The organism is Nocardioides terrigena, assembly GCF_003047265.1.
GTDB classification, from domain to species: domain Bacteria; phylum Actinomycetota; class Actinomycetes; order Propionibacteriales; family Nocardioidaceae; genus Nocardioides; species Nocardioides terrigena.
The window spans coordinates 182,252-205,972 of sequence record NZ_PZYY01000005.1; the positions used below are offsets into that span (position 1 = coordinate 182,252).

Here is a 23,721-nt window from a genome sequence, read left to right on the forward strand (position 1 = left end):
AAGATCGGGGAACATCGTCCCGCGTGGGTCGGGAGGATCTTCCCCGATCATCACGTCGTGTCGGCGAGGTCGCAGGCGGGGCCGCACGCCACGGCAGTGCCCTCCCACCCGCGGACGCGGAAGACGGTGGCGAGCTGGGCGGCAGTCCGACAGGGGGTCCCGAAGACCTGCCGGTAGCGGAGTCGGCCCACCACCCGCCCGGAGGCCAGGTCGTCGAGGTCCCGGTCGGCGTCGTCGGCCCGGGCAGTGGCGGTGTCGTGGGTGACGCCGTCGAGCTCGACGGTGAGGCCGAGCTCGTCGTACTCGACGTCGCGGTACTCGCGGCCCCGGGCTCCGGTCCGCGGAGCCTGGCGGTCGCTCGGCTCCAGCAGCCCGTGCGGGCGTACGACGCGGGTGAGGAACCCGTGCTCGAGCACGCTCTGGGTGCCCGCGTCCAGGTCCTCCACCAGCGCGAGCAGCAGGGACCTCCGGCGCAGTCGCGTGCGCCCCGCTGCCGCGGTGCGGAGCTTCTCCGCGGTGGTGCGTCGCGCGCCGACCACGTCGGCCAGTGCGGAGATGGCCGCCAGGTCGTCGCGAGCGCGGTGCGCGACCTCCAGCGCGGCGAGCTCGACGCGCAGCCGCGGCGGGGAGGCGTTCCAGCGGACCATCCCCGCGAGGCCGCGGACCCGGTGGATCCGCAGCCCCGGTCGTGCCTGGACCCGGCGGGTCCAGTCGATCGCCACGTGCACGGGTCCGACGGGGTTGGGTCGGGCCACGCCCCGGTGGTCGACCGTGAGGTGGAGTGCGGAGCCGAGGTGCAGGGCCGCAGCGGGCCCGGCGTACAGCACCGCAGCCCACGCGCGTTGGGACCAGGTCGGGGTGCCGGTGTGGCTGACGTAGGCGCCGGGGAGGACGGCGACCAGCTCGCGGCGGCGGATAAGGGTGTCGACGCGCGACTTCGTGAGCCCTGCGTGAAGGAGCTGGGTGCGCGAGACGACGCCGTCCTGCAGGACCAGTAGGTCGGCGACGGCATCGAGGGACACCCCTGATGCATCCCCGGTGGCCTGCGCGGCGACACCCGCGGATCGCAGCCTGTGGACAACACGATCGGGGAAGATCTTCCCGCGAGGAGCGGGACGATGTTCCCCGGTCAGGCGTCCGAGGTCTCCTCGGCCGGGGAGTGCTCGGCGGCCTTGTCCTTGGACGGCAGCACGAAGCGGTAGCCGACGTTGCGGACGGTCCCGATGAAGTGCTCGTTCTCGGGGCCGAGCTTGGCGCGCAGCCGGCGCACGTGGACGTCGACGGTGCGGGTGCCGCCGAAGTAGTCGTAGCCCCACACCTCCTGCAGCAGCTGCTGGCGGGTGAAGACGCGGCCCGGGTGCTGGGCGAGGAACTTGAGGAGCTCGAACTCCTTGTAGGTCAGGTCGAGCGCGCGCCCGCTGACCTTGGCGGTGTACGTCGCGTCGTCGACGACGACCTCACCGGTGCGGATGACGTGTGCGGCCGGGTCGTCGGCCTCGCGCTGGGCGGTGAGGCGACCGATCGCGAGCCGGATGCGGGCCTCGAGCTCGGCGGGGCCGCAGGTGTGCAGCACGACGTCGTCCATCGCCCAGTCGTGGGCGACGACGGCGAGGCCGCCCTCGGTGACGACGAGCAGCACGGGCACGTCGGTGCCGGTGGTGCGGATCAGGCGGCACAGGTCCCGCGCGTGGGCGAGCTCCTGGCGGCCGTCGACGAGCAGGAGGTCCGAGTCGGGCGCCTCGAGCAGCGCGCTGCCCTCGGAGGGGAGGATCCGGACCGAGTGGCCGAGCAGGGCCAGGGCGGGCAGCACCTCGGCCGAGGGCTGCAGGGCGCTGGTCAGCAGGAGCAGGGTGCTCATGTCCGTCTCCTCCGGGTGGGGCGGATAGGGAAGGATAACGAGACATGGAAGCAACCGCGGGACGAACGCACGGGGGTGAGATGGCTGTCACCGTGCACTACTGGGCCGCCGCGCGGGCCGCGGCGGGGGTCGCGAGCGAGGACTTCCCCGTCGACGGGCCCGTCACCCTCGCCGATCTCGTACGCCGCGTGGTCGCCGCACACCCCGGCTCGGACGTCGAGCGGGTGGTCGGCGTGTGCTCGGTGCTGGTCGGCGAGCAGCCCGTCGGATCGCGCGACCCGGGCGCCGTGCTGGTGCAGCCGGGCGACGTCGTGGAGCTGCTGCCACCCTTCGCCGGCGGGTGACGGGCGGGGCCCCGGCGGATCGCTCCGCCGAGGCCCGTCTCGTCCGGGCGACCCCCCCGATGGTGCCGTCGCGCCACGCTGCGTGAGGGGCGCGACGGCCTCGTCCGGCTCAGGCCTCGATCGCGGTGCGACCTGAGTCGCTGCTGCTGGTGACCTCGATCTTGCGAGGCTTGGCCTTCTCGGCGACGGGGACGCGCAGGCGCAGGACGCCGCCGTCGTACGCCGCCTCGATGCGGTCGAGGTCGAGGTTGTCGCCGAGCACGAGCTGCCGGCTGAAGATCCCGCGCGGTCGCTCGGAGGCGAGCATCTCCCAGTCGCCGTTGCGGGAGACGCGCTCGGCGCGGACGGTGAGGACGTTGCGCTCGACGTCGAGGTCGATCGAGTCCGGCGCGACACCGGGCAGGTCGAACTCGATGGTGAACGTGTCGCCCTCGCGCCAGGCGTCCATCGGCATCACGGCCGGGCGGTTGGTCGTGCCCAAGAGCTGCTGGGCGAGGCGGTCGAAGTCACGGAACGGGTCAGTGGTGCGGATCAACATGATCTCCTCCCGGGGATGCGGTCGCCGCTCGGCGACCTGTATCGTTGGTTACAGGTTTTATATAGCGCCTGGAGCGGCGCCGTTCAAGTCCTGCAGGGGAGGAAGTGCGATGACCGGACCACGCGTCGGGGTCTACGCCATCTCGGTGGCCGCCGAGATGGCCGGGACCAACGTGCAGAACCTCCGCGTCTACGAGCGCAAGGGCCTGGTCGCCCCCGACCGGACGGCCGGCGGCACGCGGCTCTACAGCCGTGACGACGTCGACCGACTGGGCCGCATCCGGGACCTGCTCGACCTCGGGCTCAACCTCGCCGGCATCGCCCTGGTGCTGGAGCTGGAGGCGGACAACGCCCGCCTGCGCGGAGACGTACGCCGCCTGCGGGCGGCCGCGCGGGCGTGATGCAGGCCTGATGGGAGCTGGGGGACGGCCCGGAACACCGCGGCGCTCCGCGGCGTTGGGCCCACCATGACCACCGGTGCCTGGATCCTCGTCGCAGCCGTCGTGCTGGCGCTCGTCGTCGGACTGTGGCGGGCCGCGACCGACGGCCGGTTCCGCGGCACGCACCAGGTCCGCGGCGCCGACGACGCATCGAGCGGAGCCGAGACCCGGCCCGAGGCCCCCGTCGAGACCCCGCCCGGCGCCGCGCTGGTCGCCGAGGTCGGCGAGACCCTGGGGGAGCGGGCCACGCTGCTCCAGTTCTCCAGCGCCTTCTGCGCGCCCTGCCGCGCCACCCGGCGGATCCTGGCCGACGTGGCCGAGGTCGTGCCGGGGGTGGTCCACGTGGAGGTCGACGCCGAGCACCACCTCGAGGCCGTCCGCCGCCTCGGCGTGCTGCGTACTCCCACCACGATCGTCCTCGCGGCCGACGGCACCGAGGTGACCCGGGCTGCCGGGGCGCCGCGCAAGGAGCAGGTGCTCGCGGCCCTCGCGTCCACCGACTGAGCGCGTCCGACATGTGGAACGCCCATCCACATTCCGAGACGCGGGAATGAACCGGGCTCGCAGATCCCTAGGGTTCACATCATGTCCTCGACCTTCCTGACCAAGCGACGCGCAGTGGATCACTGCCGCGTGCGCTCGGCGCTGTGTCGAATGCGGTGACGGGTCCGTCGATCAACCTCCCCTAAGTCTACTGTTTAAGTGGACTATGCTTGGCAGGGATCCGGACTCGAGACGAGCCCATCCCGGCCTTCCCGCAGGAGAGACATGTCCACGATCCACGAGCGCGCCACCGAGCGCGCCGACGCCGCCCCGACCGGCACGCCGGTCACTACCCCGGCCGGCATCGACCCGCGCGGTCCCCAGCTCGCGGCGGCGCTGACCGCCGTGGTGCTCGCCGCCGTGCTGCTGCTCGCCCCGCACCCGGCCGGCATCGCACTGCTCGGCGTACAGACCGTGCTCTTCGCCATCGGCGCGGTGGCCGGAGTGCAGCGCACCCCCACCGCGTGGCTGTTCCGCACCCTGGTGCGGCCCCGCCTCGCCCCGCCGACCGAGCTGGAGGATCCGGCCCCGCCGCGGTTCGCCCAGGCGGTCGGCCTCGCCTTCGCGCTGGTCGGCCTGGTCGCCCTCCTGGCCGGCGCGACGGTCCTGGGGCAGGTCGCGGTCGGGTTCGCCCTGGCCGCCGCCCTGCTCAACGCGGTCTTCGCGTTCTGCCTGGGCTGCGAGGTCTACCTCCTGGTTTCGAGGCTCCTCGCTGGCGCTCGTCGCACCTCAACCACCGAGTCAGCCCGCGCGACCGCCTGACCCACAGACACCGACACACCCGTTCACACCCGAGTTCACACACCAAGGAGCAATCACATGAGCCGCGAGTCTTCGCTCGTCACCGCCCAGTGGGTCGAGGACAACCTCGACACCGACGGCATCGTCCTCATCGAGGTCGACGAGGACACCACGTCCTACGACAAGGGCCACATCCGTGGCGCCATCAAGCTCGACTGGACCACCGACCTGCAGGACCAGGTCCGCCGCGACTTCGTCAGCAAGTCGCAGTTCGAGGCCCTGCTGTCCGACCGCGGCGTCAGCAACGACGACACCGTGATCCTCTACGGCGGCAACAACAACTGGTTCGCCGCCTACGCCTACTGGTACTTCAAGCTCTACGGCCACCAGGACGTCAAGCTCCTCGACGGCGGCCGCAAGAAGTGGGAGCTCGACTCCCGCGAGCTGACCGACGAGCTGCCCACCCGCGAGAAGACGTCGTACACGGCCCAGGAGCAGGACCACTCGATCCGCGCCTTCCGCGACGAGGTCGTGGCCGCGATCGGTACCCAGAACCTGGTCGACGTGCGCAGCCCCGACGAGTACGCCGGTCGGCTGCTCGCCCCGGCCCACCTCCCGCAGGAGCAGGCCCAGCGCGCCGGCCACGTGCCCACCTCGGTCAACGTGCCGTGGAGCAAGAACGCCAACGACGACGGCACCTTCAAGTCCGACGCGGACCTGACGGCCCTCTACGACGAGGTCGGCTTCGACACCGACAAGGACACCATCGCGCTGTGCCGCATCGGTGAGCGCTCCTCGCTGACCTGGTTCGTCCTGACCGAGCTCCTCGGCCGCAAGAACGTCAAGAACTACGACGGCTCGTGGACCGAGTACGGCTCCCTCGTCGGCGTCCCCGTCGCCCTCGGCGACGAGCCCGGCAAGGCGGACGCCTGATGTGCGGCGCCACTGAGGGCGGCCTGTCGCTCGACGGCGTCGACGTCGCCAAGGAGGCCGTGATCCAGGGCCAGGTGCTCCGCGGCGAGGACCCGGTCCCCAACGCGTACGTCCGGCTGCTCGACCGCACCGGTGAGTTCACCGCCGAGGTGCCGACCAGCGCCACCGGTCACTTCCGCTTCTTCGCCAACGACGGCGAGTGGACCCTGCGCACGCTGGCCCCCAAGGCCGACCCGGTCGACACCCGCGTGGTCGCGGCGACCGGCTCGGTGGCGGAGGTCGCGGTCGCGATCTGATCCACCCTGCTACGACACAAGGCCGCTCCGTGCTGATCCACGGGGCGGCCTTCGTCGTCCGCTGCCATGATGTCGCCATGCTGACGGGGAGCCCGGCGTCGCCCGAGCAGGCCCGCGACTTCTGCGATCGGTGGCCGGGGATGCTGCGCGACCGCCTCCCGTGGTTCGTCGACGAGGTCGGCGTCGGGGCGCCGTCGGTCGAGGCGCTCGACGGCCTGGTCGTCACCGTGGTCGGGCGGATCGGGGAGGACCGGCCGGTCGAGCCCGTCCCCGAGTGGTACGACGCGTCGCTCGCGGCGGTCGGCTGGTCGGCGTACGGCGCCGCGCTCGCGGAGGGGCTGATGGCCTGGGTGGCGGAGCTCCACGCCGCCCGAGCGGGCCGACCGCTCCCGTGGGTGCTCGACGAGGACCCGAAGAGCGCCTACCACCTCAAGCCGGTGGTGGACCTGCCCGGCATCGCCCCGCCCTGGCGGCAGGTGATGGGCGCGCTGCGCCTCGCCCAGTCGGGTGGTGACCCGGGTCGCCTGCGGAGCGTCGTCGAGCACAACCTGGCCCAGCTGCCGGAGGGGGCGACGGCACCGCACAGAGATGAGGACGCCCTCGTCGAGCTCACGGCCCTCGGCCGGGGCCGGTGGCAGGTGTCCTTCCCCGAGGACATCGACTCACGGCTCGGGGCGACGGCGTACGCCTCGCTCGAGGAGAAGCTCGGGGGAGTCGACGGTGTCACCGTCGCGTTGATGGAGGACCGGGACCGGGCCCTCCTCAGCACGCGGAGCGACGTGGACGAGGCCCAGCTGGAACTGCAGCTCGACCGGCTCGTCCGCTCGCTCGCCTCGCCCTGACGGAGGTTGGCGCGCGTTCCAGTGGGTTGGCCAACCGCCCCGTAGGGGTGGGGATTCCTTGTCCGACCCCATCGCGAACAGCACGATGGAGATACTCGCCATTTCAAGGCGGGCACCCCGACGAAGGAGCCGCAGATGACCGAGCAGGACGCCACCACCGAGGCCCGGACCGAGGCCCTGCGCAACGTCGTCGACCGGGTGACGTCGTGGCAGGAGAGCGCCACCGACGGGACGATCCGCGAGGAGCTCGACGCCGCGCTCGCCGAGGTCGGCATCGACCTCACCGACGCCCAGCGCCAGGCCGTGACCCAGCACATCTCCGACGGCCGCGAGGTGGACGTCGCGGCGCTCGCCGCCGACCGCGGCTGACCACGTCACCCCGGAGGGCGGTGTGACGAACAACCCGCCACCCCTCCGGGTCTGACAGCCCGCCCACGACCCTGTGACGGTGGATTGATGAAGGCACTCACCTGGCAAGGCAAGCGCGACGTCCGCGTCATCGACGTCCCGGACCCGCGGATCGAGGAGCCGACCGACGCGATCATCAAGGTGACGTCGACGGCCATCTGCGGATCTGACCTCCACCTCTACGACCCGCTCGGCCCGTTCCTCTCCGCCGGCGACGTCCTCGGTCACGAGACCATGGGCATCGTCGAGGAGGTCGGCCCCGAGGTCACCCACATCGCCCCGGGCGACCGTGTGGTCGTCCCGTTCAACATCTCCTGCGGCCGCTGCTGGATGTGCGAGCGCGGCTTGATGGCCGCCTGCGAGACCACCCAGGTCCGCGAGCAGGACAAGGGCGCGGCGCTCTTCGGCTACACCGAGCTCTACGGCTCGGTGCCCGGCGGCCAGGCGGAGTACCTCCGCGTGCCGCAGGCCCACTTCGGCCCGATCAAGGTCCCGGAGGGCGTCGCCGACGAGCGCTTCCTCTACCTCTCCGACATCCTGCCCACGGCGTGGCAGGGCGTCGCGTACGCCGCCGTCTCCGAGGGCGACACGCTGCTCGTCATGGGCCTCGGCCCGGTCGGTCAGCTCGCCACCCGCATCGCCCAGCACTGGGGCATCCGGGTCCTGGCCGTCGAGCCCGACGCCTACCGCGCCGGCGTCGCCCGCCAGCGCGGCGTCGAGATCATCGACGCGATCAAGCCCGCGGAGATCGCCGCTGCGGTCCGCGACCTCACCGACGGCCGCGGCGCCGACGGCACCCTCGACGCGGTCGGCATGGAGGCGCACGGCACCCCGATCGCGGAGGGCGCGATCAAGTCGGTCGGCTACCTGCCCGACGCGGTCGCCAAGCCGCTGATGAAGACGGTCGGCATCGACCGGCTCGGCGCCCTGCGTGGGGCCATCTCGTCCGTACGCCGCGGCGGCACCGTGTCGATCTCGGGCGTCTACGGCGGCATGAGCGACCCGTTCCCGATGATGGAGATGTTCGACAAGGGCATCAGCCTGCGGATGGGCCAGTGTCACGTGAAGCGCTGGGTCGACGAGATCGTCCCGGTCGTGATGGAGGACGGCGACCCGCTGGGCCTCGAGACGCTCGCGACGCACCGGTTGCCGCTCGCCGAGGCGCCGGCGGCGTACCAGATGTTCCGCGACAAGGCCGACGACTGCCTCAAGGTGGTCCTCAAGCCGTGACCGGCTCCGACGTACGCGCCCCGCTGCCGCAACCCCGCGGTCCGCTCTCGGGGGCGGTCGCGACGACGCTGTCGCGCCCGCCCGGGCGCACCCACCTGGCGCCCGACGTGGAGGGCGCGCTGGCCGCGCTCGACGAGGCCGCCGGCTACGTCCACGACGGCGACGCGCAGCTCGCGCTGTGGATGCTGCTCGAGCTGCACCACCGCGGCTTCGAGGGCGTCGACGACGAGTGGGAGTGGCAGCCCGACCTGACCCGGCTGCGTACCGTCCTGGGCCGTCGGCTCGAGGAGGTCGTGCACGCCGAGGTGGCGGACGCGATCACCGAGCAGGTCCCCGGCATGGTCGCCGACCCGGCCACGACGCTCTTCGCCGTCGTCGGGGACGGCAGCCGCTCATCGCTGGCGCGGCACGTGCGCCGCAAGGCGAGCCTGGAGCAGTGGCGCGAGCTGCTGGTGCTCAAGTCCGTCTACCAGCTCAAGGAGGGCGACGCGCACTCGTGGGCCATCCCGCGCGCGCACGGCGCCGTCAAGGTGGCGCTCACCGAGATCCAGTACGACGAGTACGGCTCCGGCGACCCGACTCGCCAGCACGCCGCGCTCTTCGCCCGCGCCATGGCGGCCAGCGGCGTCGACGCGACGTACGGCGCGCACGTCGACCGGGTGCCGGCCGTGGTGCTGGCCGTCAACAACTTCATGGCCGTCTGCGGGATGCAGCGCCGGCTTCTCGGCGCGACGCTGGGGCACCTCGCGATGTACGAGGCGACCAGCTCGCTCCCGCACGGCATGTACGCCGCCGCGGCCCGGCGGCTGGGCCTGGGCGAGGACGTCACGGACTACTTCGACGAGCACGTCACGGCGGACGCGATCCACGACCAGATCGCGGTGCGCTCCATGTGCGCGCCCTTCGTCGGCGGCGACGCCGGCCGGGCCGGGCAGGTGCTCCTCGGGGCGATTGGTGGCGCGTGGCTCGACGACCAGATGGCCGACCTGGTCCTGGACGCCTGGCACGACGAGGAGAGCGCGCTGCTGCCCTCACCGCCCGGCCGGGCACGCGGGGGAGCACCCCGGCTCCAGGTCTGCGAGGACGGCCCGCTGCTGGTGCGCGGCGCCGAGGAGTGGGTCGACCGCGACGGCGAGGTGCACGCGCTGACCCGCCCGGTGACGGCGGTCTGCCGGTGCGGCGGCTCGGCGCGGCAGCCGTGGTGCGACGGCACCCACAAGGTCAGGACCTGACGGTCATTCCGGACCATTCCCTCTCCGACGCCGGGCGCACTAGAGTGCCGCCGGGCGGAGGGGGTGTGTCGATGCAGGACCTGGGTGACGCCCTGCTGCGCCTCGCCATGCGCCACTCGCCGGTGGGCATGATGGTCGCCTCCCCGGCGGGGGAGATGCTGGCGGTCAACGAGGCCGCCTGCGCGATGCTCGGCTACGACCGCGACGAGCTCACGGGGATGAGCTGGCAGGACATCACCTACCCCGAGGACCTGGCGACCGACACCGACCTCGTCGCGGCGACCCTCGCGGGCGAGCGGGCGTCGTACCGGCTCAACAAGCGCTACGTCCGCAAGGACGGAGAGGTGCTGTGGGGCGACCTGTCGGTGGCGCTGCTGCGCGACGACGACGGGGCGCCGCTGCACTTCATCTCCCAGATCGTCGACGTCACCGAGCAGCGGATAGCCGCCGAGCGGATCGAGGAGGCCAACGCCACCATCGAGAAGCACGCGCGGACCGTGGCGGCGATCTACGACGCCGTCGACGTGGGGCTGGTGCTCATCGACCGGTCAGGGCGCTACGAGCAGGTGAACAGGCGGCACAGCGACTTCATGAGGCTCGCCTACCCCGAGGGCCACCACGGGATGGCCGGACAGACCGGCGAGGTCTTCGAGGCCGACGGGGTGACGCCGATGGCCCGCCAGGATCTGCCGTCGCACCGGGCGACCGCGGGCGACGAGTTCGACGACGTACGGCTTTGGGTCGGCAGCGACCCCGCCACCCGACGGGCGCTGTCGGTCTCCGCACGCTCCACCCGGCACGCCGACGGCAGCCTCGCGGGCGCGGCGCTGGCCTACAAGGACGTCACCGACTTCATGCGGGCGCTGGCGGTCAAGGACGAGTTCGTCGCCTCGGTCTCCCACGAGCTGCGCACCCCCCTGACCTCCGTGCTGGGACACCTCGAGATCCTCGAGCAGCGCCGCGACCTGCCCCACGACGTGCGCACCCAGCTGGCCGTCGTCGACCGCAACGCCGCACGGCTCGAGATGCTCGTCTCCGACCTGTTGTACGTCGCGCAGGAGGCCGACGCGACCCTCCAGGTCCGGCGCATCCCGGCCGACGTGGCCGCGGTGGTGCGCGACGCCGTCGAGGCGGCGCGCCCGATGGCAACCGGCGCCGGGGTGGACCTGTCCGCAGACCTGCCGGACTCGCTGCTGGCGATGTGCGACCCGCAGCGGCTGCGCCAGGTGGTCGACAACCTGGTGTCCAACGGCCTGAAGTACACCGACGCCGGCGGCGAGGTGCGCGTGCGGCTCCGGGCGGTCGACGACCGGATGGTGCTCGAGGTCTCCGACACCGGCATCGGCATCGCCCCCGAGGACGTGGCCCGGCTCTTCGCCCGCTTCTACCGGGCGGACACCGAGCGGGTGAAGCTCACGGCCGGCACCGGCCTCGGGCTCAACATCGTGCGCTCGATCGTGGAGGCGTGCGGTGGCGAGGTCCGGGTCGACAGCGAGGTCGGCCGGGGCAGCACCTTCACGGCGTGGATCCCGCTCGTGGCCCCGGGAGACGGGTGAACGGCGAACGGCGGATCGCCGTGTGCAGCGTCCTGCTGTTCGTCTACGTGATGGCTCTGCTCCTGGTGGTGCTGACGCCCGGCACCGGAGGGCCCGACCGGATCCTGGCCGCGCTCGTGGACGTCGCGGTGGACGCCGGGGCGCAGCGCCGGTCGGCAGACAACACCATCGAGATCATGCTCAACGTCCTCCTGACGGCCCCAGCGACCTTGTTGGCGTCGGTGGTCTGGCCCAAGCCGTCCTGGCGCGACTGGACGGCCTGGGCGTTCCTGCTCTTCGGGACGGTCGAGGCCGTGCAGCTGCTGCTGCTCCCGGCGCGGCACGGGTCCTTCTCCGACGTCGTGGCCAACACGGCCGGCTGCTGCCTCGGCGCCCTGGTGGTGGCCGCCGTACGTCGCGGGGGCGCGCGGCGGGCCGCGAACTCACCGGCCTGATCAGGACCGGGCGGAGCCCTTGCTCTTCTGCTCGGGGGCGGTCGTCTCGACGTAGTCGTCGGGCGCGTAGCCGTAGTGGGCGTAGTTGCCCGACCCCACGTTGCGGCGCGACACCCGGTTGAGGATGACGCCCAGCGGCCGGGCGTGCACCGCGTGCAGGTGCTCGATGGCCGAGGTGAGCTCGGTGTCGAGGGTGCGGCCGGCGCTCACCGTGATGAGCGCGCCGTCGGCGCTGTGCGCGACGATCGCGGCGTCGGTGACGGGCAGCAGCGGGGGAGCGTCCATGACGACCATGCCGACGCGGGCGAGGTCGGCGACGACGCCCCGCATGGCCTGGGAGCCGAGGATCTCGCTGGGGTTGGGCGGCCGGCTGCCGGAGGTCAGCACGCTCAGGCCGGTGATCTCGGGGTGCTCCTGCACGGCGTCCACGAGCTGCACCCGGCCGGCGAGCACGTCGGTGAGCCCGACGGTGTCGTCGAGCCCGAGGCTGCGTGACACGTTGGGCCGGCGCAGGTCGCAGTCGACGAGGGTGACGGGCTGGCCCGACAGGGCGATGGCCGCGGCGAGGTTGGCCGCGACGGTGGACTTGCCGTCGCCCTGCTTGGGGCTGGTGACGACGATGGCCCGTGGCGGGTTGTCGACGTCCATGTAAGAGAGATTCGTCCGCAGCCGGCGGATCGCCTCCGCGGCCTGGGCATGGGTCCCCACGCCGCTCGCGGTCACGAAGAGGTCGTCGTGCTTGCCGAGGTCGGGCACGGAGCCGACGACCGAGAGCTTGGCGGCGCGCTCCACGTCCTCGGTCGATCGCAGGCGACGGTCGAGGAGGGTGCGGGCGACGGCATAGCCGGCGCCGAGCAGGGCGCCGAGGACCGCGCCGAGCAGCACGTTGCGCTGGACGTTGGGCGAGACCGGGCTGGTCGGCAGCTGGGCCGACTCGGAGACCTCGATCCGCATCCCCTGGCCGCCCTTGGCACCCTCGATGTCGGACACCCGCCGCGCCAAGGCACCCACCCACGCATCGGCCAGCTCCTGGGCGTCTTCCGGGGTGCCGGCGCGCGCGGTGATCTGGATGAGCACGGTCTCCGGGGTCTGCGCGGCGTCGATGCTGCCGACCAGGCTCTCCGGCGCGGTGTCGAGTCCGAGGTCGTCGATGACGATGCTGGCGGTCTCGCGGTCCTTGGCAAGCACGACGTACGACGCCGCCCGCGACTTGGAGAGCGAGTCGTTGAGGCTGTCGAGGCCTGGGTCGCCCCCGGAGCCGGACGTCACGAAGCCTGACGAGCTCGCGGCATAGACCTTCGGTTGGAGGCTGCTCCAGCCGAACGCGACGGCAGCGGCCACGATCACCATCGCCGTCACGGCGATCCAGTGGTTGCGCAGGATGCGCAAGTAGTCGGCCAGTTCCATCGAGACATCCCTGTGGTCGGAGGCGGGTCTTTGCCCGCGGCGAGTCTAGGCGCGAGGCCGCTCGGCAGGCGGCGCTTCAACCACTCCGTTACTGGACCAGTCCGGTTTTCCACGCCGCGTGCACATCTCGGAACGGTGCGTGAACGGGCCCCCCACAGGCCGTTTGCATCCCTCATTTGGGCGATTGACTCCAGTCCTCGGGACCACCTGCCACGGCGCCATACGACCCACAAGGGACTTTTCATGAGCACGCAGCCCCGCCTCCAGCCCACCCGCCGCACCGTCCTCCGCACCGCGGCGTGGACCGCGCCGGCCGTCTCCATCGCAGTGGCGGCGCCCGCCTTCGCGGCCATCTCCGTCGACGCGTGCAGCGTCACCAACCCCACGCGCAACGGGGCCAACTTCTACCTGTCGATCGGATGCAAGCCCGGCGTCGGGGCGGTCACCTCCGTGACGATCGGAACCAGGGCTGCGAGCTGGGACGGGACGCGCTGGCACGCCAAGATGACCGGCGTCGGCCAGATCGGTTCCACCCACAACGTCATCATCCGCGTTGGTCAGGACTCTGTGACGAAGACAGTCACCTTCATCGGCTGACGAACCGCGAACCGCGCCCGCTCGCCGGTGACCCGGAGAGCACCCGCCTCCGGGATTACGAAGGTAGTGCTGATCACCGGGCTAGAGACGCTGAGGGCCACCTCGGGACCGGGCGAGGCGACCAATCATGAGTCGTATGCGCCGAGCCATCACTCGCGGCGCGGCCACAAGGACAGTCGTGGAGGGTTCGTCCACGGTAAGCCACGTCGGGAGCAACGAACGCGAGAGCACACGCGGGACCTCGGTGATGGCGGACCGACTGCGCCACGAGCCACGCAGGGTGCGTATCAGTGTCGTCCCTGGCGTGGCTGGCGACACGTGGGTCTGCAGGGTGTGCAGGTGCAGGGCTGTGGAGTCATCCCAGTACGGCTGGGCGAGGCGGACGGCGTGGTCGACGACCGGTGGAGCACAATCGGGCCTGCCGAGGGCGAGGACCGATAGGCCTAATGTGACGAGCTCGTCATGTCGCAGAGGGCGGTCCGCATGCCATGTCCGGGAGTCCGATGCTAGGGCGTGGACGTCCACTAGGCTGCGCATCCATCGCCACTCGTCCTTGGCCGAGTGGGCTGCCGAGTGCGCCAGCGCGTCGTAGCGCGAGAGCGTGGACACCTCGCGATGGCCGAGGTTCAACACCTCGCGCCGTTTCCACAGGTCGTCGAAGCTAGGACACGTGCTCTTCATCGGGGACAGGTGCCAGTGAAGGTCGACGACGCTGGTGTCGGACTCGAGGGTCAGCTCATAACCCGTCCGGAGTGCGTGTCTCCATGCCCAGGATGAGCCGGGAATCGGATGAGCCGGGTCATGGCGCCAGCCTGCCTCGACGAGGGCCTTGTGAGCCGTCGCGACATCGGCCGGTGGGACCACCAAGTCCAGGTCGCCGGCTCCACGCACGGTGCTGTCGCCGTAGGCCTGCGCGGAGAGGGCGAGGCCCTTGATGGCCAGAGCCCGTACGCCTGCCCGATCAAGGGCGTCCAGCGCGCGGCCCAGCTCGCCTGCAAGAAGTCGCACCGAGGCGTCGGTCCGTGTGGTCGTCATTCTCAACGCGGACTCCAGGTCCGACGGCAGCACGAGTCGGTCAATGTGGTGCGCGACCAAGGACGTCACATGGTGCTGGCGTCCGCTGGCCAGGAACTCCCCGGGTGTCACGTCCTCAGGGATCTGCCAGCGAGTGTGGTCCGACGACCTCAGGTGACGGAGTGCGTCCTTCAGCGCCTCGGTGCTGCGCTGCGTGGGCGCCGTCGCCACGATGGGATCGTCGTCGACGAGAACACCGTGAGCGATGAGGTCGAGAACCTGATTTCGGGTCATCTCTGCAGCGTCACCGGGGCGTGGAGGTGGTCCGAACTCATCGAGGACCACTTGGGTGATGTCGTCGAGGCGCGCCGTGCCGTTGTCCTGGACCGTGTCGAGTATGACCGTGGCCATCTCGGACAGGACGATGACCTGATCATCGACGTAGACCGCTGCCCGACCGTCTTCGTAGACAGCATCACGGACGTCGCCTCTGCGCACTCTCATGACGTCAGGTGACCCAGGTCTCGCGCTAGCAGGGGGGCGAGTTCCTCCGCGTCGCGATAGGTAACCCGCTTTGCGCCGCCGGCCCGGTGCAGTAGGTCGGCCAGCCGCTGGAGTGGGCGATCGAACTTGCCAAGGAATGAGACCTGGGGGGCTAGTTCGGCCAAGGCGTCGATCGTGTCGAGGGCGACGACCACAGGGAAACCTTGGTGCTCGTGGTCGCGCTCGAGGATGTAGAGGGCGGCCAGTCGTCCAGCGTTGGCCTCGGTGATCAATCCCATCTCCGACGGTGCCCTCTGTGTCTTGAACAGCGGTGACTCGATCACTGACAGAGGCTTCCGATAGGCGAGGACGTCGCCGCCCTCCGTGATGCCCGCGGTTTCGTCTGAGAGGTAGGCGAGGGTGCGGCCCAGCGTCATGGCCGCCGTCGTCTTGCCCGTTCCCGAGGGAGCGACGAGGACGGCCGCGGCCCCCGTGCGAGGATTTGCGAGCGCAGCGGCATGAAGCATCACCAGCCTTCCGGCTTGTGCGCCAATCACCTCGCGCGTCACCGTAGGCGAGAGGGTGTGCATGATCTCGTTGATGTCGGGGGAGTGGACGTCAGCCCCGGGTTCGAAGCTCACCGTCACGGTGCGCGCATCGGAGTCGGGTGACTCGACTGCAGCATCTCGCCAGGCATCGCGAACGCGTCTCGCGATCGCGGGGTGGTCGGACTGGATGACGATGTCGACGCCGAGTCCGCGCACGTAGAGACGCTCGCCCTCACCTGCCTTCGTCACAGACGCAGGCTACGGGCTCCCGATGCCGTCAATGCAGAAAACCGACAGGCGGATGACTGTTCGTGACCCGACTACTCGAGGCGGTCGATGTCAGTGATGGCAGGCCGCGGGGCATCCGCAGTGCTCGTCGCCTGCAATGCTGGTCATGTCGATGACCGCCGAGCAACGATGACGCACCAGGACTCGACTCACGTGACGGACCGGGTGCCCGGTCTCCTCGCTGTGCCCGCACTCGGGACAGACGATGGGTTGATGCTCACCGTTGAGGCGAGGTCGCGGAATGTGCATGGTCACATTGGGCACCATCCAGCGTCTTGCGGCAGGAGTCAACGGTTGAAAATCCTCACCTTGAGGTATCCCCTCGCGGCTATCGGCTCCTGGAGTGCGCCAGATCGAGCAGCAGTCGTTCGTAGCCGTCGGTAACGTCGTCCCACCGATAGGCCCGTGCGGCATGGGCCTTACCCAGGACTCCTCTGGCGACGGCTGACTTGGAGTCCTTCTCGTCGGCGGTTATCGCCTCACCCGCGGACTGGGGGTCAGTGAAGTACGACGCGTGACCTGCGGTGACTTCGCGGTTGAAGTTCACGTCGTACGCCGTCACCGGCGCGCCACAGCCGAGCGCACGAAGCAGGGAAGGGTTGGTTCCTCCCACCGAATGGCCATGGAGGTAACTGAGGCTGTTGGCATAGAGCTGGTTGAGCACCTCTTGGTCCCACACCGCACCCAAGAGCCGCACGTCGCCCCGCTCGGCGAGCGAGCGGATACGCGCCATGTACTCGTCTCCATACGGGGCGGACCCCACTACGACAAGTGGATGGTCGCGGTGCGAGGAGACGTAACCCTCGACAATCTGAGCGACGTGGTTCTCCGGCTCCATGCGCGCCACCACCAAGTGGTACGCCCGAGGATCCAGTCCTAGTTCGGACAACCGCTCTGCCCCCGGGTCAATGATCGGAGCACCGTAGGGGAGGAAATGACTTGTGAGGCCGTAGGCCTCCATCAAGTAGTCCGCAATACCTCGAGCATCGGCTATCAGGGGCAGTCCGGAGGCTGCGGCCTTCTCTTCAGCACGCTTGTAGTATCGCGCGCCGGCCCCCTTCCACTTCTCGCGCTTCCACTCCAAGCCATCGACGTGCACCGCGGTGGGGATGCGAGCCGCCTTGAGAATTGGTAGGTATGGGGCGTTCGCGGCGTTGAACACGATTGCGGCGTCCGGGCGGTTGGCGACCGCATGTGCGACAGAGAGTCCGCTGTGGCTGAGCGTCTCGAGGGACCGCTTTCGGACCGCGGGGAGGTTGATGAGGCGCATGCCTTTGTGTTCACGAAGGCTCTGGCCCGGGTTGCGGCAGTAGACGTCTACGGCGTGTCCGCGCTCGACGAGCCGAGCGCCGATCTCCTCGATGGCTGTCTCGAAGCCGCCGTACTGAGCCGGCACGCCGCGGGTGCCGATCATGGCAAAGCGCAAGCGTGTTTTCGGCACTCTCCCGAGCCTCCCGCTGTCGAATGTCGTCGGTAAAGATCGTGATGCCCTGAAGTTCCTTCTCGTGCACGGAGAAGGTCAATCGAGGGCGACAAGACAGCCTAGACGCTTTTGGGTGGGGCCGACCGGTTGGGGTGTGCTGGTTTGAAGCCGATCGGCGCGATGCAGCTCAGGACTTGCGATCGCTTCCGGAGGGGCGACCGCCGCCCGCCTCGAGGTCGGGTGACACCGCGAAGGGTCGCGAGCGAATGGGCATCAGACGGCTGAGTCCGCATGCAGGCAGTGCCACGCTTGCCCGGTCGTCATCCACGGCTCGCCCATCTTGGGCTACCTAGGTTGCGAACCGCGCGGCGGTCATCCGGTCAAGGTGCTTCGCCAGGCCCGACTCGAGTATCTGGGGGTGTTCGGTGTACCAAGCAAGGTGCGTCTGGGTAATTCTTGGCTGGTCGACTTGTTGCCCCCGCACACGCCAGTCACTTGTGCCGCCAAAATCGGGTAGCCGGAGTGCTGCGAGCACCGAAGAGTCGACTGGGGCTTGCAGGGAGTCCAAGTACTCCCGCCGCGGGGGGTCCATCTCCGTGCTGAGTCCGAGCGACGTGAGTACCTGGGCTGCCACGCCACCCACAATGAGGTTTGAGGGGTGGTTGAGGGTGAAAAACGAGCGCCCTCCGTGCTCTCGGATCCCCGGCGTGACTTTCGTGTCCAACGGTTCTTCGCGGTCCTCGAGTGTCTGCATCGAACCGCTGTAGACGGCGCGTACGTAGGCCTCGTCTGCGGAGTGCCCGTCGAGCCACGCCTGGGTAGTCCGGGCGTCCCAGTTCTCCGCGGCGGCATGCATCAGTCGGAGGTCGTGGTAGTCCGTGAGCGGGGCCGCGGTGCTTAGGTCTGCGCCAGGGGCATGAACCGTGACTTGGTAGGGGTGGAAGCCGTCGAAGTACATCGAAGGGAATGTGATGGTGCGGGCGCGTGAGGGAAGGTAGTGGGCAACCTGTGCTGTCCCGATAGGCATCCCGCGCAAGTTGTCTCGGATGGGCTGGGTGATGAACACGTCAGTACGCCGGACCACGTCCATGAGCGGGCGCAGCTGTGATCGGGTGATCATGTGCACGGGTGGCACTGGCGTGGCGACGTACCGTTCCCGGAAGGCTGGAGCAAGCGACAGCATGTGCCGCAGGGCCTCGGCCTGACAGTTGCCGTGGATCACCACGAGCCGCTTTTCGCCGCGTCGACCGGCCGCGTACATCTGGGCGACCGACTTCCACTGCTTCAATGCTTGTCTCGGATCCACTCGCGAACCCTACCGACGATGGAGCAAGCTTCTGTAAGGACCAGGGACGCGCGCCGCGGCTCTGCCGGCCATGGGCATGGCGTAGCACTGATCACGTTGGCGATGACCGCCCCGAATCGCTCCGTCGCCAAGGCGGCCGCATCCCCTGCTACTGCTGCGACCCTTGATGGCACTGATTCGTTTCCGGGGTCGTCGCGGAAGGTTCTCAGGGGGGATCGCTGAAGCGTCCCTTCGGCTTTCGGATCCGGGACCGAGGAAATGATCCGGCTGCGCTACTGGCAGCTGGCACGCACGTTTACGCAACACGTCTCGATGGGCTTGCGGACCTCGGGAGAAGCCACGCGGTGTGGCGGGTTCGGCTGGCATCACCTGATGCATCCGGTCAACACCATTTGGAAGCACGCGGCGCCCGCTTGCCGGAGGGACTCCCGCAAGGCCCTACATCAGCATTGCGACCGCACTCACGAGCCGAAGTGTCGTGGGCGGGCTGACCCACCCTAATCCGGAGGTCGCGGATGTCGCTCGCGTGGTGCGCCCAGTTGTGGGGACACGCGCTGCCGCTTCAAGTCGAGAATGAATGCATCGCTTGCACAGCAAGACACCCTTGGTAGGGCGCGCGCAGCTTCAGAGCAATATCCGCGCTGCGGCGACGCTCTAGTCGAAAAGCGAGTTCGACCAAGGCCCGCCCCAGCGGCTGACATGAGAGGCGATTAAGTGGCGACGGCGCTGCGAAGTCGCGCCACCGTAAGCAAGAGCCTTGCCACCGTACTGAGGAGGACCGTGACCGCTCCGAGAACTAGACCGAAGGTCGCTCCCACAACCGCCAGGGCCGCGAGCGATACGCCCTGCGTTAGTACGGCGAGTCTCCCGACGTACTTTTCATGTCCTAATCCTTGTAGGGCAGCAGAGGCAGGTGCCGTGGCAGCGGCAATCGTGGCTGTGGCGAGCAGAATTATGCAAACCGACGCGGCGCCGCGGTATTCCTCTCCGAGTAGCCATGCCAGTACGTCAGGAAGAAGGGGTGAGAAGAGAATGATGAGCGCTACTCCAGACGCGGCAAAGGCGATCGCTTGCCGAAGGATCCCTCGAGCCGCGTCTGCGCCCCTCGTGGCCGCGTCAGCCAGAGCCATCTGCGCTAGGGCGCTACCAATCAGCGCCATAGGTCGTGCTAGTCGGAAACCGACGGCGTACAGCGCGCCAGCGGCTGGCGAGATCGCGAATGCAACAATAGGAACTTCGAGTTCCCGGCTTTGAGAAGCGGTCGCGGAGATATAGAGGTGAATAGATTCGTGGAGTGTGTGACCGTAAGCACTTCGCGGCCGTCTCCACATGCCCTTGAGAGATCCGACATGGCCAGCGAGAACGAGGAGCGCGCCGATTGCCAAGGCGGCGCAGTAGGCCATCGTTGCTCCGACTCCGGACTGCATAAAGAGCACTTGGAGTACGAGCGGGGTTAGGCGTCGAAGTACGGTCAGGGTAGACGCGGAGCCCAAACTGTTCTGGGAAATCCTCACGGCAAGAGGTAGTTCAATCAACTTCTCCAGCGCGGGCCAGAGGCAGAGCATTAGGAATGGAATAAGGGCGAGTTCAATGCCCAAGAGTACGGCGATCGCGAACGTCAGCGGCGGGGCTGCAAGTGAAGTCCAGACAGCTAGACGCAACGACGCGGTCGAACCCTCTTCGTCCTGCTGGCTTAGCTTCTTTAGGAAGAGTGATGACACGCCCAAATCAACAAAGATGATCGTAAAGAGCGCGATGCCGGTTACTCCGGTGATATTCCCCAACGTTGTTGAGTCTGTAGCCCGAGCCAAAACGATGAGCATGGCCGCCTGGCCAACACTCGAGACCACTCGCGTGACAAGGAACGTGGCCCGACCCCAAGAGTTCACAGGTCGTCAAGTTGCCGAATAGTGCTGGGCTGTGTGCCCATTGGGAGGGTCTTCGCTAGCCAAACCCTGTTGGCGAATTCCGCTTCTCCCCAGGAAGTGCTGTGGTCGGTGTATCCACTCAGAGCGGTTTGAACAGCCTCCAAGTCGTCACACGGGCTAATTGCCGACTCGACGCCTATCTTGGAGAGGGTCGGGCGGACTTTCCCGCAGTAAGGGACCGCCACGGTCGGTTTGTTCATCATGGTCGCGAGTAGAGAGGGATGCATCCGGACGCTGAATAGGGCATCCGCCGACCCGATTGCCGAGGCGAGGCCGCGTGTTGACCGAGGGCGGATAATGGGGAGATCGCCCATTGAGGCCATGAACATCGCGTCCTGTTCGCTGGCCGCCAGACCAATTGCCCGGTCCCCAAGTGTCCTCAGCAGGGACCGAGAAAAGTCAGCCCAGCGAGCAACATCTATCTCTGCCTCCGAAGAGTCGCTTCGACCGCTGATGTCGAGCAAGTTGACCAGGATCTTGCCGCGGAGAGCAGGAACCTCACGTACGTATGCGTTGAGGTGCGGCTGGAGCAATGCAATCGAGTCGGGAAGGACGGTTACGTCGCCTGCGCCCAATGCCCTCGCCTCTCGTGCCGACTTCTCGTCACGCACACCCACGCGCGAGCGTGCAACTAGAGCGGCGGCATCGGCGGCGTACTTGGACTCGGCAAGATTCCGTAGCTCAACGCCATGCAGGGTCACGGTGCGCCCCTCTACCGCGCGACGGATCCGTCTCAACTTGGACCCCACCTCGCGTGACCAGTGGCCGTTCAGGTATCCGCCTCCGCAGATCAAGACGTCTGCGGACTGTTTCCTAGCAGCGGTATTAAGCGGAACCAGATGCTCGGACGCGAAATGAGGAGTTCTCATCTGTGCGGCGCGGGTCCGGCTAGGGCGGTTGCTGTACACCCGGGAGACGGGCAATGCCTCCAAGTAGCCAGTCAAAATTGCTTCGTCACCAATATTGTCGTACCCCCAGCCGCCAATTAGATCAACCTGTCCCAAAGCCTTCACGTGGGCTCCTCCGGTGTGATGACTACTTTGGAATGCAGATCCATGCGTTCGGCTCCGAGATCTAGAGAATTCTCAAGCGTGTTCAAGATTGCTCGGCTCGGAACGACGGCACCTGACTCAATGCAGATTGGGAGCTCGCCATTGACTGTGACGTTCCAACCAATTCGGGCGTTGTCGCCAACCGTGAGGTGCGGGTTTCGTAGCCGGAGCCCAGGTCGCAAGGTTGCGCTTGGTGATATAGACAACATTGTTAGCCTCGTACCCTTTAGAAGCCATAAAGGAGGTCGAAGTCCGGCGAAGACAAGCGGACGAATCGCAAATTTCAGGGCCGCATGCTTCGCGTCCTCGCGTAAACGCTCCATGGCTCGCTCCTGTCGTTCAGATGGCTTGGCGAAGGTCTAATGTCGCGGACTCTGCGGTCGCGACTGCTTCAGAGGGCGTGGAGAGTGGACGGGGTCATAGGCCCAACACTTGGCCCCATTGTGCATTGAGAATGCGACGTGTCTCATGGGCTTTTCTGGCGACCTCGCTGGTGTCTGAAGTCAAGACTGCCTTTGTGGCGGCGACCCAATCCCCATCGGGCCCGACGAGGCCTGGCCAGTCAGCGCCATAGAGCTCGACCAAGTGCTCGTGTGCGGGGCCGACGATCGGTACGCCGAGTTCCAGACACCTAACGGCGACTCCGCTCTGGTAGAAGCGGGCGTACGGGATGACCACGCAGTCCGAGGTGCGCAGGCGATCATCGAAATCCGACTCGCTCAGGAACCCGGGATCCACCTTCCAGCCATCTACCTCGGGCCATCCTCTCCCACAGATCTCCAGCTGCGCGGTCGATGTCAAAGCCCGGCCTATCTCGACCAGGGGTTGAAGATCTCGACTTGGCTTGAACTGTCCAAGGACTCTGACGGTGGGTGGTGCGCCCACTGAACTGGGCACTTCCCGGATGCGTCCCACTGGGTGAGGCACAACAACGGAGTCGCGACCAAGGGCGCTTGATAGGTCATGGTGAGCCAGTCTTGTGTGCGTGAGAAGTGTGAGGCGGGGGTTCAATGAAGCGAATCGCCCAATCGAGCGGGCGCCCGCCGAGTAACCAAACTGGCGCCTGATCGGAATCGGATCGTGAATGATCACGATTACGCGGTGCTTCATCGAGGCTGGAAGCCAAGCAAGGCACTCCAAGAACCCCAGGCCTGGCCAGAGCGCGATAACTGTTCCGCGAGATCTTCTCAAAGTGCTGGCATAGGCGAAGACCGTGCGAACGGCCATTGCAATCCGACTCACGGCATTTTGACCGACTTCGATACTTGGCGTTTCCAGGTGCTCCCATGTGAGTCCAAGGTCCTCGAGGGTGCCCGTCAGAGCCTCTTCGTAGTGATGCAGCGCTTGCGGTAGAGAATTCGAAATGTAGATTGGACGAAGCTTCTGGATCTTCATACATCCCTCACGAAGAGTGTTCTCATTTCACCCTCGCGACGCAGGCCGTCGACAATTCCGAGTGCTCGAGCCTGAACTCGCAGAGCGTTGTTCGGAGCGAACGAGTCGCGCACGATCATGCGCACAAGCGCTTCGACGACCGATGCCAAGAGGGTCACCCACTGCCGACGCTCGCGCCAGTACTTGAGGCGGTTTCTGGTGTTGAAATAGATGGGCGCGGAGTTCGTTCCCTGCTCGGCGCGAGCGCGGGTGCTGCAAAGCACGGGTCCGGAGGCTGCCAATCGCGTGCTTATCTCGACATCCTCCCAATACAGAAAGTAGCTCTCGTCAAAGGTGCCGTAGTTCGCTAGAGCGTCTTGAGCAATGAGCAGGCACGCACCATCTAGCCAAGTGGCGCGCCGAAAGTCATGCTCGGAAAAGGAGGTGTCGTGCTTTGTCTGACCCCGACGCCCCAGTTCCCCGCCTCGAGACCATGCTGTTCCGTCCCCAAGGAACAGTGTTGGCCCCACGATGGCTGCAGCTTGCACTGTTGCTACCCGTAGTAACTCCTCCGCCGCTGTCGGGGCGAGCCTGACTTCGTGGGTCAAGAAGAGCACATAATCGAGGTCGGACTGGGCCAGTTGCTGCAACCCAGCGTTCATGCCTGCCGAGTACCCGCCGTTGCTGGCGCATTCATGAACGGTCACCTCGGGGCCCAGGCGTCCGTCCGATTTCAGCCTCTTCAGGACCCCGTCGCCGCTTGCGTTGTCGACCACCACAACACTTATGGGCGCACGAGTTTGCTCCCGCAACGCCTCCAAGGTGTTGATGACCGAGGGGCCGTGTCGAAAGTAAAGGACCACAGCCCCATAACGCGTTCGATCTGATGTCACGGGATAGCTATCCT

25 protein-coding genes are annotated in these 23,721 nt (G+C 68.0%); 13 read left to right on the forward strand and 12 right to left on the reverse strand.

Annotation, left to right across the window (positions count from 1 at the left end; genetic code table 11):
- Window positions 1-50: 50 nt before the first annotated feature.
- Window positions 51-1,022 carry a hypothetical protein gene (locus DAE25_RS12485; RefSeq protein ID WP_107766518.1) on the reverse strand — a complete coding sequence of 324 codons (972 nt, stop codon included), beginning with the start codon at window positions 1,020-1,022 and terminating at the stop codon, window positions 51-53.
- 107 nt (window positions 1,023-1,129) lie between these two features.
- Window positions 1,130-1,858 carry a winged helix-turn-helix transcriptional regulator gene (locus tag DAE25_RS12490; RefSeq protein ID WP_107766519.1) on the reverse strand — a complete coding sequence of 243 codons (729 nt, stop codon included), beginning with the start codon at window positions 1,856-1,858 and terminating at the stop codon, window positions 1,130-1,132.
- An 80-nt stretch (window positions 1,859-1,938) separates the two neighbouring features.
- On the opposite strand from DAE25_RS12490, the gene DAE25_RS12495 reads away from it, so the two are divergent.
- Entirely contained in the window at window positions 1,939-2,202 is a 264-nt protein-coding gene (locus DAE25_RS12495; RefSeq protein ID WP_107766520.1) for a MoaD/ThiS family protein, read from the forward strand.
- 109 nt (window positions 2,203-2,311) lie between these two features.
- Here the strand turns inward: DAE25_RS12495 and DAE25_RS12500 are convergent, their stop codons facing one another.
- Window positions 2,312-2,740 carry an Hsp20/alpha crystallin family protein gene (locus DAE25_RS12500; protein WP_056886955.1) on the reverse strand — a complete coding sequence of 143 codons (429 nt, stop codon included), beginning with the start codon at window positions 2,738-2,740 and terminating at the stop codon, window positions 2,312-2,314.
- Between the two features lie 109 nt (window positions 2,741-2,849).
- On the opposite strand from DAE25_RS12500, the gene DAE25_RS12505 reads away from it, so the two are divergent.
- From DAE25_RS12505 to DAE25_RS12555, 11 genes are all read left to right on the forward strand, one after another.
- Window positions 2,850-3,140, forward strand: a complete 291-nt coding sequence (locus DAE25_RS12505; protein ID WP_107766521.1) for a MerR family transcriptional regulator — start codon at window positions 2,850-2,852, stop codon at window positions 3,138-3,140.
- A gap of 66 nt (window positions 3,141-3,206) precedes the next feature.
- Complete coding sequence (locus DAE25_RS12510) at window positions 3,207-3,683, forward strand: thioredoxin family protein (RefSeq protein ID WP_107766522.1); 477 nt, start codon at window positions 3,207-3,209, stop codon at window positions 3,681-3,683.
- A gap of 264 nt (window positions 3,684-3,947) precedes the next feature.
- Window positions 3,948-4,484 carry a DUF4395 domain-containing protein gene (locus DAE25_RS12515; protein WP_107766523.1) on the forward strand — a complete coding sequence of 179 codons (537 nt, stop codon included), beginning with the start codon at window positions 3,948-3,950 and terminating at the stop codon, window positions 4,482-4,484.
- A gap of 57 nt (window positions 4,485-4,541) precedes the next feature.
- On the forward strand, window positions 4,542-5,396 hold the full coding sequence (locus DAE25_RS12520) for a sulfurtransferase (RefSeq protein ID WP_107766524.1): 855 nt from the start codon (window positions 4,542-4,544) through the stop codon (window positions 5,394-5,396).
- Window positions 5,396-5,692, forward strand: a complete 297-nt coding sequence (locus DAE25_RS12525) for a DUF1416 domain-containing protein (protein ID WP_056886959.1) — start codon at window positions 5,396-5,398, stop codon at window positions 5,690-5,692. The genes DAE25_RS12520 and DAE25_RS12525 overlap by 1 nt, the downstream gene beginning before the upstream one ends.
- Window positions 5,693-5,769: 77 nt before the next feature.
- Entirely contained in the window at window positions 5,770-6,534 is a 765-nt protein-coding gene (locus DAE25_RS12530; protein ID WP_107766525.1) for a hypothetical protein, read from the forward strand.
- Window positions 6,535-6,669: 135 nt separating this feature from the next.
- Window positions 6,670-6,903 carry a hypothetical protein gene (locus tag DAE25_RS12535; protein ID WP_107766526.1) on the forward strand — a complete coding sequence of 78 codons (234 nt, stop codon included), beginning with the start codon at window positions 6,670-6,672 and terminating at the stop codon, window positions 6,901-6,903.
- A gap of 87 nt (window positions 6,904-6,990) precedes the next feature.
- On the forward strand, window positions 6,991-8,172 hold the full coding sequence (locus tag DAE25_RS12540; protein ID WP_107766527.1) for a zinc-dependent alcohol dehydrogenase: 1,182 nt from the start codon (window positions 6,991-6,993) through the stop codon (window positions 8,170-8,172).
- On the forward strand, window positions 8,169-9,404 hold the full coding sequence (locus DAE25_RS12545) for an iron-containing redox enzyme family protein (protein ID WP_107766528.1): 1,236 nt from the start codon (window positions 8,169-8,171) through the stop codon (window positions 9,402-9,404). Before DAE25_RS12540 ends, DAE25_RS12545 begins: the two co-directional genes overlap by 4 nt.
- Window positions 9,405-9,475: 71 nt before the next feature.
- Window positions 9,476-10,960, forward strand: a complete 1,485-nt coding sequence (locus tag DAE25_RS12550) for a sensor histidine kinase (protein WP_159083704.1) — start codon at window positions 9,476-9,478, stop codon at window positions 10,958-10,960.
- Window positions 10,957-11,394 carry a VanZ family protein gene (locus DAE25_RS12555; protein WP_107766530.1) on the forward strand — a complete coding sequence of 146 codons (438 nt, stop codon included), beginning with the start codon at window positions 10,957-10,959 and terminating at the stop codon, window positions 11,392-11,394. The genes DAE25_RS12550 and DAE25_RS12555 overlap by 4 nt, the downstream gene beginning before the upstream one ends.
- Here the strand turns inward: DAE25_RS12555 and DAE25_RS12560 are convergent, their stop codons facing one another.
- Window positions 11,395-12,801 carry a polysaccharide biosynthesis tyrosine autokinase gene (locus DAE25_RS12560; protein WP_107766531.1) on the reverse strand — a complete coding sequence of 469 codons (1,407 nt, stop codon included), beginning with the start codon at window positions 12,799-12,801 and terminating at the stop codon, window positions 11,395-11,397.
- Between the two features lie 243 nt (window positions 12,802-13,044).
- Here DAE25_RS12560 and DAE25_RS23170 point away from each other — a divergent pair, with 243 nt between their 5' ends.
- On the forward strand, window positions 13,045-13,398 hold the full coding sequence (locus DAE25_RS23170) for a hypothetical protein (RefSeq protein ID WP_159083705.1): 354 nt from the start codon (window positions 13,045-13,047) through the stop codon (window positions 13,396-13,398).
- Between the two features lie 81 nt (window positions 13,399-13,479).
- Here the strand turns inward: DAE25_RS23170 and DAE25_RS12570 are convergent, their stop codons facing one another.
- From DAE25_RS12570 to DAE25_RS12600, 8 genes are all read right to left on the reverse strand, one after another.
- Window positions 13,480-14,916, reverse strand: a complete 1,437-nt coding sequence (locus DAE25_RS12570; protein ID WP_107766533.1) for a nucleotidyltransferase family protein — start codon at window positions 14,914-14,916, stop codon at window positions 13,480-13,482.
- The gene (locus tag DAE25_RS12575) at window positions 14,913-15,692 is read right to left on the reverse strand and encodes a hypothetical protein (RefSeq protein WP_107766534.1); all 780 of its coding nucleotides are present in this window, start codon (window positions 15,690-15,692) and stop codon (window positions 14,913-14,915) included. The genes DAE25_RS12570 and DAE25_RS12575 overlap by 4 nt, the downstream gene beginning before the upstream one ends.
- 367 nt (window positions 15,693-16,059) lie before the next feature.
- The gene (locus tag DAE25_RS12580) at window positions 16,060-17,145 is read right to left on the reverse strand and encodes a DUF1972 domain-containing protein (RefSeq protein ID WP_107766535.1); all 1,086 of its coding nucleotides are present in this window, start codon (window positions 17,143-17,145) and stop codon (window positions 16,060-16,062) included.
- A gap of 358 nt (window positions 17,146-17,503) precedes the next feature.
- Entirely contained in the window at window positions 17,504-18,460 is a 957-nt protein-coding gene (locus DAE25_RS12585; protein WP_159083706.1) for a WcbI family polysaccharide biosynthesis putative acetyltransferase, read from the reverse strand.
- 710 nt (window positions 18,461-19,170) lie between these two features.
- On the reverse strand, window positions 19,171-20,244 hold the full coding sequence (locus DAE25_RS23175; protein WP_159083707.1) for a lipopolysaccharide biosynthesis protein: 1,074 nt from the start codon (window positions 20,242-20,244) through the stop codon (window positions 19,171-19,173).
- A gap of 101 nt (window positions 20,245-20,345) precedes the next feature.
- Entirely contained in the window at window positions 20,346-21,401 is a 1,056-nt protein-coding gene (locus DAE25_RS12590; RefSeq protein WP_107766537.1) for a polysaccharide pyruvyl transferase family protein, read from the reverse strand.
- Between the two features lie 456 nt (window positions 21,402-21,857).
- Window positions 21,858-22,835, reverse strand: coding sequence for a hypothetical protein (locus DAE25_RS23180; RefSeq protein ID WP_159083708.1), 978 nt, complete (start codon window positions 22,833-22,835; stop codon window positions 21,858-21,860).
- Entirely contained in the window at window positions 22,832-23,707 is an 876-nt protein-coding gene (locus DAE25_RS12600) for a glycosyltransferase (protein ID WP_159083709.1), read from the reverse strand. The genes DAE25_RS23180 and DAE25_RS12600 overlap by 4 nt, the downstream gene beginning before the upstream one ends.
- Window positions 23,708-23,721: the final 14 nt, after the last annotated feature.